Source organism: Halomonas sp. DP1Y21-3 (assembly GCF_019801245.1).
Lineage (GTDB): Bacteria > Pseudomonadota > Gammaproteobacteria > Pseudomonadales > Halomonadaceae > Halomonas > Halomonas litopenaei.
In genome coordinates, this window is record NZ_JAHVJM010000002.1 from 410,288 (window position 1) to 426,172 (window position 15,885).

Here is a 15,885-nt window from a genome sequence, read left to right on the forward strand (position 1 = left end):
CTTCAGAATCCCACGATCTGCTCTGGCAACCATGTCGCCAGACTCGGCACCAGTGCCACCGCCAGTAGTGTCACCAGCTGGATCGCGATGAAGGGCAGCACCCCTCGGCACATCTGTCCGTAGGTGATGTCATCCGGGGCGATGGACTTCAGATAGAAGATCGATGATGCCATCGGTGGGGTGAGATAGCTGGTCTGGATGGTCACCAGCACCAGGGTGGCGAACCAGACCGGATCGATGCCCAGTTGCTTGACCACCGGCGTGAAGATCGGAACGCAGATCAGCACGATGGAGGTCCAGTCGAGCACGAAGCCGAGCAGGAAGGTCACGCCGAGGAAGAACAGTATGACACCGGTGGGGCCGCCGAGCTGCTCGGCGATCTCGGCCACCATCTCGCCGCCGCCGTTGACCGCAAAGATCCCGGTAAACATGGTGCCCCCCGCCACGATCAGCAGAATCATGGCGGTGATGCGCACCGTCAGGGACAGCGACTCCCCTAGCGCCTGGACGCTGATACCGCCATTCATCACAGCCAGCAGCAAGGCGCCGCCCACGCCGACCGCCGCCGCCTCTGTCGGTGAGGCAATGCCCATCAGCAGCGAGCCCAGCACCGCAAACATCAACAACAGCGGGGGTACCAGGGCCTTGGCGGTGATCGCGAGCTTCTGGCCCAGCGGCAAGGGTGTCGCCTCCACGGCCGGAGGGCCGTCCTGGGGGCGCAGGGCGCAGCGCACCAGAATGTAGAGAGCAAACAGCGAGACCATCAATCCGCCTGGCAGAATGATGGCGGCAAAGAGTTCGCCGATGGAAAGCTGGGCAAGGGCCGCATACACCACCACGATCACGGTCGGCGGAATGATCGTGCCCAGGGAGCCCCCAGCACAGATGGTCCCGCTCATCAGGCTATTGCGATAGCCATAGGCCCGCATCGCGGGTATCGCCATCAGACCGATCATGATCTCGACAGCACCGACCACTCCAGAGGCGGCGGCAAAGATGGCCGCCATGGCGATCGTCGTCAGCGCCAGCCCCCCAGGCAGTCGGCCGATCCAGAGCTGGATGGCATCGAACAGTTGACGCGCGATTCCCGACTTCTCGAGGATTCCTCCCATCAGCACAAACAGCGGGATGGAAGACAGCACATAGTGGGTGGCGGCGCTGTAGACGCTACCGTACAGCTGCTGAAAGATCATCGGTCCGAAGGCGTACCAGCCAGCGGCAACCGAGACCAACGTCAACGAATAGGCGATGGGGATGCCCAGGAAGATAAGCAGAAATAAGCCGGGAAACATCAGACCGGCAACGAGGGCATCCATCAGCGACTCTCCTCGGTGGTGCGTGCTGTACAAAGCTGCCGCACTCCGTCCACCGCAAGCTGGCAGGCGAAGAGGGAAAGCCCGATGGCGATAAGGGCGTAGAGCGGCCACATCCTTGGTGCCCATACGCTGACCATTTCCACCTCATTGGTGTGCCAGGCCCGCAGGGTGCGCAGCCATCCGTGATGCGCCATCAGCGCCACCACCGGCACCATCAGCAGTAGATAGACGGCACCGTGCAGGCGCTGGACCAGACGCGGCGGAAGCAGGCGACTGAAGGCATCGACCCTGACGTGGCCATCCACCTTGGCGGTCCAGGCGATGCCGAGAACAAAGGCTGTTCCCGTGGCCATGTAGGACAGATCGAAGGCCCAGATGGTCGAGGCATTAAAGGCATAGCGTGCAATGACTTCGTAGAGCATGGCGCCGGTCAGGGCGACAAGCGCCAGGCGACTGCCCCACGCCAGCAGCGTCGACGCCCTGTCGATGAGGTTCATCAGTGTATTCATGAATAGGCGTCACCCCGCAGGCCGAGGTGACGTTCCTCCAGGATCGGTTGAGGGGTCAGTCGCGGATCAGGTAGTCGTTCTGCTCGCTCCAGCGCTGCTGGTAGGTGCGGTAGTCTTCCAGCAGCGCCCGCATTGCAGGATCGTCTGACGCTTCAACCGTGGCCTCCATCCAGGCCCGACCGCTCTGGGCCAGATCCTCGACAAACTCGGGGTCCAGGCTCACCACTTCATTGCGGCCCGAACGGTAAGCCTCCATTGCCAGCATGTCCTGGTGATAGAACTGGCTCAGGCCTTCATAGGTCGTGAGCTTGGCGGCGGCTTCGATCAGCGGCTTGAGGTCGTCTGGGACGGCCGCCCAGGTGTCCTCGGTCACGACAACCTCCCAAAGGAAGGTGGGCTGATGCACGCCGGGAACCACGATGTACTTGGCGGCTTCATGGAACCCTTCTGGCTGGTTGCTCGATGGGGTTGCCCACTCCACCGCGTCGACACCCTTGCGCTGAAGCAGGGTGTAGGTGTCCCCCGGCGGCACCACGGTCGGCACTGCGCCGTAGTATTCACGCATCACCTCCGCCCAGGGGCCCGACGTACGATACTTCAAGCCTTCGAGATCGTCGGCACCATCGATCCTGACGTTGGCGTGAGCGAAGACTTCGGTGGAGCCGATACCGACGATCAAGGAATGCAGCCCCTCGCTGGCGCGCAGCTCCTGCAAGGCCTCTTGACCGCCCCCTTCGTAGATCCAGTTGATATAGGTCTCCGGCCCCATGCCACCGGGGAAGCCGGCAAAGATGGCGTTGATGGGCTTCTGGTTTACCAGGTAGCTGGGCGTGGAGTGCCCCGCCTCCACGGTGCCTTCCAGCACGGCCTCGTATACCTGCAACGCAGGTACGATCACCCCTGCGCCGAAGAGTTTGATCTCCACCCGACCCTGGCTGAGGGTGTCGGCGTTGTCGGCAAACCGCTCCAGAAAGTTCTCGTAAAAAGGGGAGCCCGCCGGTACCGAGGTCGGCACCTTCCACTCGACGTCAGCCGCCAGGGCAGGCGCCACCAGCCCCATCACCAGACTTCCGATCGCTGCTGCACTCAAGGCCTTGTTGTTCATTGTATTGACTCCATCGGTGTATCCAGCGCCCATCGCCAGATTCCACATTCCCCAACGCTTCGACAGGCCGATACACCCAGACTCAGGCAACGCCGCCAAAAACGTAGATTGTATAAAATATATTTACAGGATACCCAAATGCAAGAGCGCCGTGAAAGCCCGCCCCTGTGATCCATCAAGACAATGGTCAGACCAGAACCCCGGTCAGGTGGCGCATGCCAACTCGACGTGACACAACCGCACCAGGCCACCCTGTACCAAGGCGTCGCACGTCGGCCGAGAGAGACAGAAAAAAAAGCACGGAGGGAAGGCAGGAAACAGAGAAGGATGCCGAGAGAAGAATGCAGAGAGACGACCAGAGAGCACAGAGCACAGAGCACAGAGCATCAGCAGGCTTGGCAAGCCCGTGCCCCCTGAGGAGGCAACCATGGGAGAGGGAGCCTCCTGGAGGAGGCCGTCCGCTGAACGACATACAGCGGCGCTTATTCTATGAATCCAGGTGCTTGAATTCAGGGGGTCAAACTGTCAGGTTCGCGGCAATGGGTGGTGTTGCCACACCCCCTGGACCACCCTCACCCGGTCGTCGCTGAGGTTATCGAGCAGGTTACGGCCCATCTCCACGAAGACCTCACCAAAGATCAGCGCAGGCCCGGGCAAGCGGGGACGAATGGGAGGACGGGCAGCAGGTCCTGACGCCTGAGGTGACGACTCGCCCCCCTCCTGCCTGGGCGGCTGCGCCTGGTCCGTGTTGCTGCCCCCATGGGCTCGGCGGTCGGTCCCGCCCTGCTCGCGACGCCGGTGATGGCTGCGCCAGGCCAGCGCCTCGGCGCTGACATCCTCCAGTGCCTGGCGCTGAAACCCGGCGGCCTGGAGGTGTTGCTCGAGATCCTTCAGGGACAACAGTCGGCTATGCTCGGGCGTTCTCGCCCAGGGCACCGGCAGCGATAACGGCGCAGGATTGTCGCCTCGAACCACCTCGTGGAGCAGCAACCTGCCGCCCGGGGCGAGCACCCTGCGACACTCGCTCAGCACAGCGGCGATGTCCGGCATATTGAGCAGGGCATGCTGGCACCACACCGCCTCGACACTGGCATCCCCCAGCGGCAACTCGGCAGCATCGGCGCACACGAAACGGGTACTGTCCTCCAGTCCACAGGCCCGACTCAGCCAGGTCGCGACCTCGATGAAACCCGGCGTGATATCCACCCCCACCACTTCGTAGCCAAGCTCGCGGGCCAGCAGACGACTGGCGCCGCCGGTACCGCACCCCAGATCGAGAAGGCGCGCTGCGCCGCTGGAACCCGTGCCCGCACCCGCGACCGCGTCCAAGCGAGGACCGTCCCCCTTGTTCGGGGACTGGCCGGCATCTCCCCCCGCCAGGGCCATCAATCGCCGGCTGGCCGCCCTGCCCCCCAGATGCAGTTGATCGATACCGGCCATCTCGTCGTGACTCAGATGGTCGGGGTCGCATCCCGCCTCGACGAAGGCACGCTCGAGCCGTGCCAGCAGGCTTCCTTTGGCATCATAGTGCTGGCCCAGCTGGCTACCTGCCGTTCCCTGCGCGGCCTCTCCGGGTGTCCCCTTTAGCGTCATGCGGCGCTCCTTGCACGTTTATGGCTGCTCGACCTCAAGCGGGAAGCCTCTTGGACAACAGCAGCAAAAAAGACATACACTTCTTGTACGAAAATTATGCAACACATTCAGCGGTGACTCGTCTTCCACCCGCCTGCCCCCCTTCAGGAGCCCTCATGGATACGCAAGGACGCCGGCCTTCGTCGGCCCCGGCTCGAAAGCCGACGCGCCTCTCCACCCTGCTCGCAGCCGTTGGCGCCCCGCTGGTGCTGTCGGCCTGCACAGGCCTGCCCTCTGGCACCCAGCCCATCGATGACTTCGCCCTGGAGGACTATCTGGGTCGCTGGTACGAGATCGCGCGCTTCGATCACAGCTTCGAGGAAGGGCTCGACTGCGTCACCGCCGACTACGCCACCCGGGATGACGGTGGCGTCCAGGTGATCAACCGTGGCGTCGACCTGTCCAAGGGCGAGCCCGACGTGGCCGAAGGCAAGGCCTACCTGCTGGAGGAAGACAACGTCGGCCGCCTGAAGGTGAGCTTCTTCGGCCCCTTCTATGCAAGCTACAACATTCTGGCGCTGGATGACGCCGGACAATGGTCGCTGGTCACCGGACCGGACCGCGACTATCTGTGGATCCTCGCCAGAAGTCCCCAGCTTGACGATGCGACCTACCGCTCGCTGGTCCAGCGCGCACAGGATCTGGACTACCCGGTCGAGGAGCTGATAGAGGTCGAACAGGGCGAGGAGTGCGAGCCCTATCGCCAGGGCTGAGCAATAGTCAGGCGCTGCCGCAGGGCCGCCTGACCTCGTCAGAATGTATAACATACAGACCAGTGAACACCTCATACGCTGAAAGGGCGACCACCTCGGTCGCCCTTTCACTGCATGGAGGTCAAGCAATGTCACTGGGAAGACGAGAGTTTCTTGCCGCCACGGCGGCCATCGGCGCCACCGCTGCGGCGCCGTCGCTATTTGCCCACGCCGGCGGCACGCCCGAGCGCTATCCGATCGACGCCTGGCAGGTGGTGGATGATCGCTTCAAGCAGTACATGCTGTTCAACGCCCCGCTGGAACGGGAATGGACGGGCGGACTCTGGCTCGAGGGGCCTACCTGGAACGCCGTGGGTCGCTACGCAGTGTTCAGCGACATCCCCAGGGCCCGGCAGATGCGCTGGGACGAGGCCAGCGGCCAGGTCAGCGTGCTGCGTGATCATATCGGCCATTCCAACGGCAACGCTTTCGACGATCGTGGTCGCCTGATCGCCTGCGAACACTCGCCGGCCCAGGTGGTTCGCTACGAGTGGGACGGCAGTCGCCATGTGCTGACCAGCACCTTCGACGGCAAGCCACTCAATGCCCCCAACGATCTGGTCACCCTGCCCGGCGGCGCCATCATCTTCACCGACCCCGGCTACGGCGCGCACTCCGACTACGAGGGCAAGCAGCGCTCGCTCGAACTCGAGACCGCCATCTACTACTGGGAGGACGGCATGCAGGAGCCGACCCGTCTGACCACAGAGCTCTACAAGCCCAATGGTATCGCCCTGGGGCCGGACGGCAGCTCGCTGTATGTCACCGATACCGCCCCTTCGCACCATCCCGATCAGCCCGCTACCATCACGCGATTCACCTTCAGCGCCGAGAACAGGACGCTGGCTGGTGCCGAGAGGCTGGTGGAAAGCACCAGCGAGGGCTACGACGGCATGTGCTGTGATGAGGACGGCAACCTCTGGGTCGGCACCTCAGGGGGCGAGGGCAAGGATGGGGTCAGCGTGTTTGCTCCGGATGGCACCCTGATCGGTCGCGTCCTGCTGCCAGAAGTCTGCGCCAACGTCTGCTTCGTCGGAGAGAAGCGCAACCGTCTGCTGATGGCCGCCAGTCAATCGCTGTATACCCTCTATACCGGCGCTCGCGGTCTCTAGGCGCCTGCCGCTGTGGCCGCTCATCTCCAACCCGGCGGCGAATGCTGCCGGGCCTTTCATTATCGCACCCCCGGTTTTCACCAGATCGACGCTCGCTCTTGCGAGGTCCCTCGCTGCCTAAGAAGGTGAAGCGGCATCCGCGCCTCCAGCGATGATCGAATGCCCGACCATCGGCCGCTGACAGGCCACGCCCTGCCCTGTTTCCGTTCGCCCCAGCTCGGCTGGCGAGTCGGCCCGGAGGGTCGCTAGTGGGTAGGTAGTGGGCCAGCTCTGGGCCGATAAGAGGCAACGGGGTCCTCCTGGGGGCTCGCAATGGTGCGGCGACAAGAATTCGATAAATGCCTTGGCAACAAGAAGACTCCCGATGACGTTTGTTCTGACACCCGACTCAGGTTCCCTTTGTTCCTCGCCTCTGGCGGGAGGTCGCCATGCTGGCTGAGTGGCTGACGGCAAGTCTTGAGGCCGATGCGTCGTCCCCCGACCGGCCGATCAAGGGCCGGGAAGGCTCGCTAAAAGGCGGCCGCTATCGGATCGAGGGGCCAGGCCTGCTGCGCCTGATCCCGGACACCGTCGGCGCAGATGCACGCGCCTGCGTGCTGTCCGTCGGCATCCACGGCAACGAGACCGCGCCGATCGAGCTGCTGGGTGATTGCCTGGCGCGCCTGGAGGCAGGGCTTGCCTCTGTCGGTGCTCCGGTATTGGTGATCCTCGGCAACCTCGAGGCGATTCGTCGCAACACCCGCTTCGTCGAGACCAACCTTAATCGGCTGTTCCGGCGGGAACTCGACCAGCCAGGCGACGAGGCCGTCCGCGCGCGTGAGCTGATGGCCGCGGTGGATGCCTTCTTCGCCGACCACAGCCAGCTGCCAAGGCTGCACTACGACCTGCACACCGCGATCCGCGACAGCCACTACCCACGCTTCGTGGTGGACCCTTTCGCCGAGACTCGTACCGATAGCGAGCAGTGGCACTGGATGGCCGGCGCGGGCATCCAGGCGGCGCTCAAGCAGCATCAGCATAGCTGGACCTTCTCCCACTACAGCAAGCACTACCACGGCGCCCAGGCGTTTACCCTGGAACTCGGCAAGGCGTTGCCGTTCGGCCACAATGATCTCGAGCCACTTGAACCCATGGGCCGGCTGATTCAGTCGCTGATCGCCGGACAATTGCCCGAGTCGGGCGAGATCCAGCAGCTGGATGGCTTTGCGGTGGCTGTCGAAGTGTTCCGTGAAAGCGAGGACTTCGCGCTGTGCTTTGCCGATGACATTCCCAACTTCACCGAGTTCGCCCCCGGTACCGTGGTGGCGCGTGACGCCCAGGCCGGCGATACCCGTATCGGTGACGAGCCGCTCAAGGTGGTGTTCCCCAACGCCAGGGTAGAACTCGGCGCTCGAGCGGCGCTGCTGGTGCGCCCGGTGAGGCTGACATCAGCGTGAGATCGCACCTCTTTTACTTACAATAAATATATACATAACAACAACCTGGAGATAGACGCATGACAACTCCCGCCCCTATACTCGACGAAGGTCTATACCCCCTCGGATCAGCTTCGTCTGCTGCGCCGTTCCAAGCCTGTTAGAATCCCCCGTTTTTTTCGCGCCAGCCCGCGCCATCCGGCCGGCCCACCCGGCACGGCCGATTCTATCTGGAGCCCGATTCATGGCTGATACACCAATTCCGCTGGAAGTGCGCAATATCAAGAAGCGCTTTGGCAACACCGAAGTGCTCAAGGGGCTGTCTCTCGAGGCCCGCAAGGGGGACGTCATCACCCTGATCGGCGCCTCCGGCTCCGGCAAGAGCACCTTCCTGCGCTGCATGAACCTGCTTGAACAGCCCAACGAGGGCGAGCTGTTTGTCCACGGCGAACAGATCCGCTTCAAGGAAACCAAGCACGGCCGCGAGCCTGCCGACTGGAACCAGGTGGTACAGATGCGCGCCAAGCTGTCGATGGTGTTCCAGAGCTTCAACCTCTGGGCCCACATGACGCTTCTGGAGAACGTCATCGAAGCGCCTGTCCACGTGCTCAAGAAGTCGAAGAAGGAGGCCATCGAACACGCCCGCGCCCTGCTAAAGCGGGTCGGCCTGGCCGAACGCGCCGACTACTATCCGGCCCAGCTTTCCGGTGGCCAGCAGCAGCGTGGTGCCATCGCCCGGGCACTCGCCATGGACCCGGAGGTCATGCTGTTCGACGAGCCGACCTCGGCGCTGGACCCGGAGCTTGTCGGCGACGTGCTCAAGGTCATGCGTGACCTGGCCGAGGAAGGCCGCACCATGATCGTGGTAACCCACGAAATGGCCTTCGCCCGCGACGTCTCCAGTCAGGTGATCTACCTGCACCAGGGTCAGGTCGAGGAAGCGGGTCCGCCCGACCAGGTGCTGGGCAACCCCAGCTCCGAGCGACTCAAGCAATTCCTTGCACCCAAGCGCTGAGGCGGCCAGGAGAGACCCATGATTGACCTTCACGGTTACGGGCCACGCCTTCTCGAGGGGGCGCTGGTCACCATCGAACTGGCGGTGCTGTCACTGATCCTGGCCATCGGGCTTGGCCTTGTCACCGCCAGCGCCAAGATGTCGCGCAACTGGGTGGCCCACCGCCTGGGCACCCTCTATACCACCATCATCCGCGGCGTACCGGACCTGGTGCTGATGATGCTGCTGTTCTTCGGCGGCCAGATCGGCATCAACATGGTCACCGACTGGCTGTACGCCCGCTTCGGTATCGACATCTTCATCAACGTCAACGAGTTCGTCGCCGGCGTCCTGACCATCGGCCTGATCTTCGGTGCCTATATGGGCGAGACCTTCCGTGGCGCCTTTCTGGCGGTGGACAGCGGCCAGATCGAGGCAGGCCGCGCCTACGGCATGAGCCACGCCCTGGTGTTCCGCCGTATTCGCTTCCCGCAGATGATGCGCCATGCCCTGCCGGGCCTGTCCAACAACTGGATGGTGCTGTTGAAGACCACCGCCCTGGTCTCGGTGATCGGCCTGTCCGACATGGTGCGGGTCGCCGCGGAGGCCTCCAAGGCCACCCGCGAGCCCTTCCTGTTCATGATCATCGTGGCGGTCATCTATCTGCTGATCGCCAGCGTCTCGGAGTGGTTCTTCGCCAGACTGCAGAAGCGCTACGACGTCGGCTTCGGAGGGCATGACTGATGGATTCACTGCTTGCCTCAATCGAAGCACTGCTGGCCGACAACACCATCTTCACCCTCGACACCCTGTCGTACTACGGTGAGGGCCTGACCACCACGGTCCAGCTGGTGTTCCTGTCATTGATCGTCGGCCTGATCGCCGCGGTGCCACTGGCCATCGGCCGGGGTTCCAAGCGCCGCTGGATCAAGATGCCGATCTTCTTCTACACCTATGTATTCCGCGGCACGCCGCTGCTGGTGCAGCTCTACCTGATCTACTACGGCGTGGTGTTCGTCGAGGGCATCCAGGACACCTGGCTATGGGTACTGCTGGAGAAGCCGTTCTTCCCGGCGCTGGTGGCGTTCTCGTTGAACACCGCGGCCTACACCACCGAGATCTTCCATGGTGCGATCAAGGCCACCCCGCGTGGCGAGATCGAGGCGGCCAGGGCCTACGGCATGCGCTACTCGCTGATGATGCGCCGCATCGTGCTGCCCAGCGCCTTCCGCCGGGCGCTGCCGGCCTACGGCAACGAGGTGATCTTCATGCTCCACGCCAGCGCCATCGCCAGCGTAGTGACCATCATGGACCTGACCGGTGCGGCTCGCTTCGTCTATGCCCGCTACTACGCGCCCTTCGACGCCTTCCTGTTCGTGGCGGCGATCTACCTGTGCCTGACCTTCGCCATCCTGTACCTGTTCCGCTATCTGGAAAAGCGCCTGCTGGCCCACTTGAAGCCGGCCTCCGGTTAAGCCGTCGTGACGCCGGAGGCCACCGCCTCCGGCGCCGTCGCGCTATCGTCAAACAAGCGTTGGGAACTGGCGTTTCATTTCTGCCGCCCTGCCCTTCCTGAGAGGGCCCCGATTCGCTAAGGTGATGGTATGCGTCCACAAGACGCCCTCCCATCGCATCAACACCCGCTTATCAATAACAAGGGTTTACCTATATGACACTGCGCAAGCTCTTTACCGCTGGCCTGATCGGCACCGCGGTTCTCGCTTCTACCGCCCAGGCCGAGGTTCGTGACATCCGCATCGGCGTCGATGTGCCCTACGAGCCGATGGAATACCGCACCCCCGACGGCGAGCTGACCGGCTTCGACATCGATCTGGGTAACGCTCTTTGTGCTGAAGTCGGCATCCAGTGCGAGTGGGTGGTTCAGGGCTGGGACGGCATCATCCCCGGCCTGATGGCGCGCAAGTACGACGCCATCATGTCCTCCATGACCATCAACGACGAGCGTCGTGAGCAGGTGCTGTTCTCCGACCCCTACTTCACCCCGCCGTCCGCCTGGTTCGCCCCGACCGACCTGGAGATGGGCAACCCTGACGTCGAGTCCCTCGAGGGTCTGACCATCGGCGTGCAGCGTGGCACCCTGCAGGACAACTACGTCACCGACCTGTACGGCGACGTGGCCGATGTCAGCCGCTACGCCACCGCCGACGACCTGGTGCTGGACATGGACTCCGGCCGCGTCGACATCGGCTTCCTCGACTATCCGGTCGGCAAGTCGACCCTGCTGGACAGCGAGGCAGGCGACTACAAGGTGGTCGGTGAGCAGATCACCGAGCCCAAGGAGTACTTCGGTGACGGCTTCGGCATCGCCTTCCGTCAGCGTGACGAGGACCTGGCCAAGGCCTTCAACGAGGCGCTCGCCACCCTGAAGGACAACGGCACCTACGAAGAGATTCATGCCAAGTACTTTGCTGAATAAGTCTTTGCTGAATAAGCATCTTGCTGAAGCAACAAGTCCTGCCCGAGCCAACGCCTCGAGCAGGCACCGCGCCGGACCCTCTTGGGTCCGGTGTCACCACCGGCACTCGCTGGAACACTTGCTGGCAATCTTGCTGTAGCACTCGCTAGAACACTCGATAGCACCTTGAAGCGACAGGACATCTTCGTGCCCCTGACCTGGCTCCCCATCTTCGCAGAGTCCCTTCCCCGGCTGCCCTGGCTGGATGGCTTTGCCCTGAGCGAATGGTTCGACGAATAGCGTCCCCTGCGCATACTCCAATGCCTTGAAAGTTCTGCTTGTTTGCCCCCCCCTGGCGACATTGCCCTGTCTGTCGGCAGCTCCCTGCTGATGCATCGTTGCAGGGGTCCTACTCTGTGGTTATTCACTCTTGTCCAAGGAAATCCCCATGAATCGTTCCCCCCTTCTGCTGGCCTCCGCCCTGTCCGCGCTGATGATCGGCGCAGGCCCATCACTCGCCGAAGAGCCGCTTCGCCTGGCCGTCGATGTGCCCTACGAACCCTTCGAGTACAAGACCGCCGACGGTACCCTGACCGGCTTCGAGATCGACCTGGGCAACGCCGTCTGCGAGCGCCTCGAGATCCAGTGCACCTGGGTCGAGCAGCCCTGGGACGGCATGATCCCGGCGCTGATGGCGCGCAAGTTCGACGCCATCATGTCGTCCATGGCGATCACCGAGGAACGCAGCCGCCAGGTGCTGTTTTCCGAGCCCTACTACACCACCCCGAGCGCCTGGATCACGCCGCGCGGCCGCGACATCGACATCGCCGACAAGGCCAGCCTCGAAGGCCTGAGCGTCGGCGTGCAGCGCGCCACCCTGCAGGATCGCTACGTCACCGACCTGTACGGCGATGTGCTCGAAGTACGCCGCTACGCCAGTGCCGACGACGTGGTCGCCGACCTGCGTGCCGGCCGCCTGGACCTGACCTTCATGGACTACCCGATCGCCGAGGCGATGATCGACATCGATACCGAGCAGAGCGACTTCGTGCGCATCAGCGACTTCATCAAGGAGCCCGAGACCTACTTCGGCCAGGGCGTCGGCGTGGCCTTCCGCAAGCGCGACCGTGAACTCGCCGAACGTTTCAACGAGGCCCTGGCTGAGCTCAAGTCAGACGGCACCTACGACGAGATCATGAACGAGTACTTCAGCTACGACGTCAAACTGTGAACGTTGCCCTTTATCGTTCAGGCCGGCCTGCCCCAGGGCCGGCCCTGTCTCGGGAGCCGCCATGCTGATCCTTCTGAAGAATGCCCGCCTCTACGCCCCTGCCGCGATGGGCCTCAAGCACCTGCTGATCACCGACCGCCGCATCGCGGCGGTGCTGGAGCCCGAGGCCAGCGTCGATGAACACTTTCCCGGCCTCGAGGTACACGACCTCGAGGGCCGGCGGGTCATCCCTGGCCTGGTCGATCCACTGGTGCACATGACCGGCGGTGGTGGCGAAGGCGGCTTTGGCACCCGCACCCCCGAGCTCCGCCTCGAGGATGCCATCGCCTCCGGCGTCACCACCCTGGTGGGGGCGCTCGGCACCGACGCCCTGACCCGCACGCCGGCCAACCTGCTCGGCAAGGTACGCGAGCTCGCCGCCGGCGGCCTGAGCTGCTACGCCTACACCGGCTCCTACCAGCTGCCGCCGGTGACCCTGACCGGCTCGGTGGCCGAGGATATCGTCCATATCCCCGAGTTCATCGGCGTCGGTGAGGTCGCCATCAGCGACCATCGCGGCTCCCAGCCCAGCGCCCATGAGCTTGCTCGGCTGGCCTCCGAGAGCCGCACCGCAGGAATGCTCGCCGGCAAGTCCGGGATCGTCTTCATCCACACCGGCGACGCCGAAGGTGGCCTGGAGATCCTGCGTGAGGTAGCACGCACCACGGCCTTGCCCATCGCCCAGTTCATGCCGACCCACATCAACCGCACCGCGGCGCTGTTCGAGGATGGCCTGCGCTTCGCCCGGGACGGCGGGCGGATCGACTTCACCACCAGCACCACGCAGGAGCTTCTGGCCGACGGCGAGGTGCCGGCCTCCGAGGCCGCCGCCAGGGCGCTCAAGGCCCGCGTCGACCCTTCGCGCATCAGCCTGTCCTCCGACGCCAACGCTTCCCTGCCCCGCTTTGACGCCGAGGGGCGATTCGTCGGCCTCGAGGCTGGCCGCCTGGACAGCCTGTTCGAGGTACTGGGCGAGTGCGTCAACGACCACGGCATCGCCCTGGAGGTCGCCGTGGGCCTCGCCAGCACCCACGCCGCAGACGCCCTCGGGCTCAAGCGCAAGGGACGTCTGGCGGTCGGTCAGGACGCCGACCTGCTGGTGCTCGGCGACGATGACTGGGCCATCGACCAGGTCTGGGCGCTGGGTCAATGCCTGCATCGGCGTGACACGAATCGTTAGGCGTGTAAGGATCTCTCCATCACCACGACTGATTACGGTCCCGCAAGCTGGCGTGTAACCTTGATGGCAAGCCATCGCGCCGAGCCTGCGTCTCCCCCACCCACGAGGAGAGCCCATGAAAAGCTATGAAAAGTCACCCGAGGCCATCGCCCGACTGAACCGCGAGCAGTATCGGGTCACCCAGGAAAGCGGCACCGAGCGTCCCGGCACCGGGGAGCACCTGCACAACCAGGAGCCCGGCATCTACGTGGACATCGTCTCTGGCGAGCCGCTGTTCGCCTCGTCGGATAAGTACGAGTCCGGCTGTGGCTGGCCCAGCTTCACCAAGCCGATCGAGCCGGCCTACGTCAACGAGCTGGTGGATTCGTCCCATGGCATGATCCGCACCGAGGTGCGCTCATCCCACGGTGACAGCCACCTGGGTCACGTCTTCAACGACGGCCCCAGGGACAAGGGAGGCATGCGTTACTGCATCAACTCGGCGTCGCTCAGGTTCATCCATCGCGATGACATGGAAGCCGAGGGCTACGGCGAATATCTGAATCAAGTCGAGGAGGTCTGAACATGGCACAACAACGCGCAGTTCTCGCAGGCGGGTGCTTCTGGGGCATGCAGGATCTGATTCGCCAGTTGCCAGGGGTCGAGTACACCCGGGTCGGCTACACCGGTGGCGACGTGCAGAACGCCACCTATCGTAACCACGGCACCCACGCCGAGGGTATCGAGATCCTGTTCGATCCCGACGTGATCAGCTATCGCAAGCTGCTCGAGTACTTCTTCCAGATCCATGATCCGACCACGCCCAATCGTCAGGGCAACGACCGTGGCATGTCCTACCGCTCGGCCATCTACTACGTGGATAAAGAGCAGAAGCGTGAAGCGCTCGACACCATCGCTGACGTGGAAGCCTCGGGTCTGTGGCCCGGCAAGGTGGTCACCGAGGTCGAGCCGGTGGGGGATTTCTGGGAGGCCGAACCCGAGCACCAGGACTACCTGCAGCGCATTCCCCATGGCTACACCTGCCACTTCCCGCGCAAGGACTGGGTACTGCCTAGGCGCACCGAAGAGGCCTGATGCGCGTCGTCTGACAACGCCAACCAGGCCATCGCATCACGGCACCCACCAGCGCCGCCCCTCGGGGCGGCGCTGTCGTGTCCGGCCCTTGGTGTCCTGTCCGAGCTCTATGCAATGGGAGACGCGGGCTTGCGCCAGCCGGGCTCAACGCCGCGGATGGACGCCACCGACGTGGGCATGCTCCAGCGTCTCGGGGGGATCGACCGGCTGGGACAGTTCATTGAGGATGCCGCACTCGCCGACCTTGCCCTGGCCTGCGCAGCGACGACGCAGGCCTTCCAGTTCGACCTTGAGCCTGGAGAGCTGAGCGATCCTCTGCTCGACGTGCCCCAGGTGCGCCTCGATCAGGGCGTCGGCCTCCTCGCAGGGCTGATCGGGATCGTCCTGACACGCCAGCAGCGCGCGGATCTCGTCCAGCGTCATGTCCAGGGCGCGGCAGTGACGGATAAAGTCCAGACGCTCGGCGTGGGCCTCACGATAGAGTCGATAGTTGCCCTCGCTGCGCGCAGGCTCGGGCAGTAGGCCCTCGCGCTCGTAGTAGCGCACCGTCTCCACCTTGACCCCGCTGCGTCTTGCCAGCTCGCCGATCTTCATGGGTTTTCCTCTCGCCAAACGTCCATCCATTCTGGCCAGGCATCGACTGTCTCGTGCCAGCCCTTGACCCTATAGTGACTACAGGGTGTCAACTCTGACTCAGAGACCCGAGTGGAGTTCCCAGGATGGTAGATTCCCCCAAGATGGTAGATTCCCCCAAGATGGCAGATTCCCCTAAAGAGCGCAGCGCGAAAAGTACGAGCAAGGCCCGCTGCTGCGCTTCCCGAAGCGCAGACGGCGATTCCAGAGTTGACGCAAGACCGGCAAGCACAGATGCCCGCTGCGGCTCCGACGCCAGGACCGAAACAGTAAGCGAAACCAGCTCGGCAAGCGCTGGCAGTTGCTGCGCCTCCAGTGCCACGCCCCGCACTGAAACCAAGACCGAAACTAGAGACGAAACAACAAGCGAAACCAGGCCGGCGGATACCAGCACCTGCTGCGGGGCAGCCGAGACTGCCGACACCCCACAGAGCAGCGAAGCGTCCCCTTCGGCCAGTCGTCTTGCGCTGACCATCG

General features: G+C 63.7%; 16 protein-coding genes. 11 read left to right on the forward strand and 5 right to left on the reverse strand.

Annotated elements, in window-relative coordinates:
- Positions 1-2: 2 nt before the first annotated feature.
- From KUV74_RS07025 to KUV74_RS07040, 4 genes are all read right to left on the reverse strand, one after another.
- Complete coding sequence (locus tag KUV74_RS07025) at positions 3-1,316, reverse strand: TRAP transporter large permease subunit (RefSeq protein WP_045991708.1); 1,314 nt, start codon at positions 1,314-1,316, stop codon at positions 3-5.
- Positions 1,316-1,825: a TRAP transporter small permease subunit gene (locus KUV74_RS07030; protein ID WP_045991707.1), complete on the reverse strand. Its 510-nt coding sequence runs from the start codon at positions 1,823-1,825 to the stop codon at positions 1,316-1,318. The genes KUV74_RS07025 and KUV74_RS07030 overlap by 1 nt, the downstream gene beginning before the upstream one ends.
- 55 nt (positions 1,826-1,880) lie before the next feature.
- Positions 1,881-2,930, reverse strand: coding sequence for a TRAP transporter substrate-binding protein DctP (gene dctP / locus KUV74_RS07035; protein ID WP_261395172.1), 1,050 nt, complete (start codon positions 2,928-2,930; stop codon positions 1,881-1,883).
- 525 nt (positions 2,931-3,455) lie between these two features.
- Positions 3,456-4,523, reverse strand: coding sequence for a class I SAM-dependent methyltransferase (locus KUV74_RS07040; protein ID WP_222515992.1), 1,068 nt, complete (start codon positions 4,521-4,523; stop codon positions 3,456-3,458).
- A 155-nt stretch (positions 4,524-4,678) separates the two neighbouring features.
- On the opposite strand from KUV74_RS07040, the gene KUV74_RS07045 reads away from it, so the two are divergent.
- The 11 genes from KUV74_RS07045 (at position 4,679) to msrA (ending at position 14,775) form a co-directional block, all read left to right on the forward strand.
- Complete coding sequence (locus KUV74_RS07045; RefSeq protein ID WP_108448237.1) at positions 4,679-5,275, forward strand: lipocalin family protein; 597 nt, start codon at positions 4,679-4,681, stop codon at positions 5,273-5,275.
- 128 nt (positions 5,276-5,403) lie between these two features.
- Positions 5,404-6,426 (forward strand): SMP-30/gluconolactonase/LRE family protein, encoded by a 1,023-nt coding sequence (locus tag KUV74_RS07050; protein ID WP_222515993.1) that lies wholly within the window; start codon positions 5,404-5,406, stop codon positions 6,424-6,426.
- Between the two features lie 428 nt (positions 6,427-6,854).
- Positions 6,855-7,862, forward strand: coding sequence for a succinylglutamate desuccinylase (locus tag KUV74_RS07055; protein ID WP_045992791.1), 1,008 nt, complete (start codon positions 6,855-6,857; stop codon positions 7,860-7,862).
- A 223-nt stretch (positions 7,863-8,085) separates the two neighbouring features.
- Positions 8,086-8,856 carry an ABC transporter ATP-binding protein gene (locus KUV74_RS07060; RefSeq protein ID WP_045992792.1) on the forward strand — a complete coding sequence of 257 codons (771 nt, stop codon included), beginning with the start codon at positions 8,086-8,088 and terminating at the stop codon, positions 8,854-8,856.
- Positions 8,857-8,874: 18 nt separating this feature from the next.
- Positions 8,875-9,579, forward strand: a complete 705-nt coding sequence (locus tag KUV74_RS07065; RefSeq protein ID WP_045992793.1) for an ABC transporter permease — start codon at positions 8,875-8,877, stop codon at positions 9,577-9,579.
- Positions 9,579-10,310 (forward strand): ABC transporter permease, encoded by a 732-nt coding sequence (locus KUV74_RS07070; RefSeq protein WP_108132404.1) that lies wholly within the window; start codon positions 9,579-9,581, stop codon positions 10,308-10,310. Before KUV74_RS07065 ends, KUV74_RS07070 begins: the two co-directional genes overlap by 1 nt.
- 194 nt (positions 10,311-10,504) lie before the next feature.
- Complete coding sequence (locus tag KUV74_RS07075; protein ID WP_371931862.1) at positions 10,505-11,272, forward strand: transporter substrate-binding domain-containing protein; 768 nt, start codon at positions 10,505-10,507, stop codon at positions 11,270-11,272.
- 427 nt (positions 11,273-11,699) lie between these two features.
- The gene (locus KUV74_RS07080; protein ID WP_222515994.1) at positions 11,700-12,482 is read left to right on the forward strand and encodes a transporter substrate-binding domain-containing protein; all 783 of its coding nucleotides are present in this window, start codon (positions 11,700-11,702) and stop codon (positions 12,480-12,482) included.
- Positions 12,483-12,543: 61 nt separating this feature from the next.
- The gene (gene iadA, locus KUV74_RS07085; RefSeq protein ID WP_222515995.1) at positions 12,544-13,701 is read left to right on the forward strand and encodes a beta-aspartyl-peptidase; all 1,158 of its coding nucleotides are present in this window, start codon (positions 12,544-12,546) and stop codon (positions 13,699-13,701) included.
- A gap of 115 nt (positions 13,702-13,816) precedes the next feature.
- A complete protein-coding gene (gene msrB / locus KUV74_RS07090; protein WP_108132402.1) occupies positions 13,817-14,263 on the forward strand; it encodes a peptide-methionine (R)-S-oxide reductase MsrB in 447 nt (148 codons plus the stop codon).
- Positions 14,264-14,265: 2 nt separating this feature from the next.
- Positions 14,266-14,775 (forward strand): peptide-methionine (S)-S-oxide reductase MsrA, encoded by a 510-nt coding sequence (msrA, locus tag KUV74_RS07095; protein ID WP_222515996.1) that lies wholly within the window; start codon positions 14,266-14,268, stop codon positions 14,773-14,775.
- A gap of 144 nt (positions 14,776-14,919) precedes the next feature.
- Here the strand turns inward: msrA and cadR are convergent, their stop codons facing one another.
- On the reverse strand, positions 14,920-15,369 hold the full coding sequence (gene cadR, locus KUV74_RS07100) for a Cd(II)/Pb(II)-responsive transcriptional regulator (protein WP_222515997.1): 450 nt from the start codon (positions 15,367-15,369) through the stop codon (positions 14,920-14,922).
- Positions 15,370-15,885: the final 516 nt, after the last annotated feature.

What these genes read in the sequence shown, in the direction of transcription:
- KUV74_RS07050 (WP_222515993.1), top strand. Translation starts at nt 5,404, where the DNA reads ATGTCACTGGGAAGACGAGAGTTTCTTGCCGCCACGGCGGCCATCGGC.
- msrB (WP_108132402.1), top strand. Translation starts at nt 13,817, where the DNA reads ATGAAAAGCTATGAAAAGTCACCCGAGGCCATCGCCCGACTGAACCGC.
- KUV74_RS07075 (WP_371931862.1), top strand. Translation starts at nt 10,505, where the DNA reads ATGACACTGCGCAAGCTCTTTACCGCTGGCCTGATCGGCACCGCGGTT.
- KUV74_RS07025 (WP_045991708.1), bottom strand. Translation starts at nt 1,316, where the DNA reads ATGGATGCCCTCGTTGCCGGTCTGATGTTTCCCGGCTTATTTCTGCTT.
- KUV74_RS07045 (WP_108448237.1), top strand. Translation starts at nt 4,679, where the DNA reads ATGGATACGCAAGGACGCCGGCCTTCGTCGGCCCCGGCTCGAAAGCCG.
- KUV74_RS07060 (WP_045992792.1), top strand. Translation starts at nt 8,086, where the DNA reads ATGGCTGATACACCAATTCCGCTGGAAGTGCGCAATATCAAGAAGCGC.
- KUV74_RS07055 (WP_045992791.1), top strand. Translation starts at nt 6,855, where the DNA reads ATGCTGGCTGAGTGGCTGACGGCAAGTCTTGAGGCCGATGCGTCGTCC.
- KUV74_RS07070 (WP_108132404.1), top strand. Translation starts at nt 9,579, where the DNA reads ATGGATTCACTGCTTGCCTCAATCGAAGCACTGCTGGCCGACAACACC.
- iadA (WP_222515995.1), top strand. Translation starts at nt 12,544, where the DNA reads ATGCTGATCCTTCTGAAGAATGCCCGCCTCTACGCCCCTGCCGCGATG.
- msrA (WP_222515996.1), top strand. Translation starts at nt 14,266, where the DNA reads ATGGCACAACAACGCGCAGTTCTCGCAGGCGGGTGCTTCTGGGGCATG.
- KUV74_RS07030 (WP_045991707.1), bottom strand. Translation starts at nt 1,825, where the DNA reads ATGAATACACTGATGAACCTCATCGACAGGGCGTCGACGCTGCTGGCG.
- KUV74_RS07080 (WP_222515994.1), top strand. Translation starts at nt 11,700, where the DNA reads ATGAATCGTTCCCCCCTTCTGCTGGCCTCCGCCCTGTCCGCGCTGATG.
- dctP (WP_261395172.1), bottom strand. Translation starts at nt 2,930, where the DNA reads ATGAACAACAAGGCCTTGAGTGCAGCAGCGATCGGAAGTCTGGTGATG.
- cadR (WP_222515997.1), bottom strand. Translation starts at nt 15,369, where the DNA reads ATGAAGATCGGCGAGCTGGCAAGACGCAGCGGGGTCAAGGTGGAGACG.
- KUV74_RS07040 (WP_222515992.1), bottom strand. Translation starts at nt 4,523, where the DNA reads ATGACGCTAAAGGGGACACCCGGAGAGGCCGCGCAGGGAACGGCAGGT.
- KUV74_RS07065 (WP_045992793.1), top strand. Translation starts at nt 8,875, where the DNA reads ATGATTGACCTTCACGGTTACGGGCCACGCCTTCTCGAGGGGGCGCTG.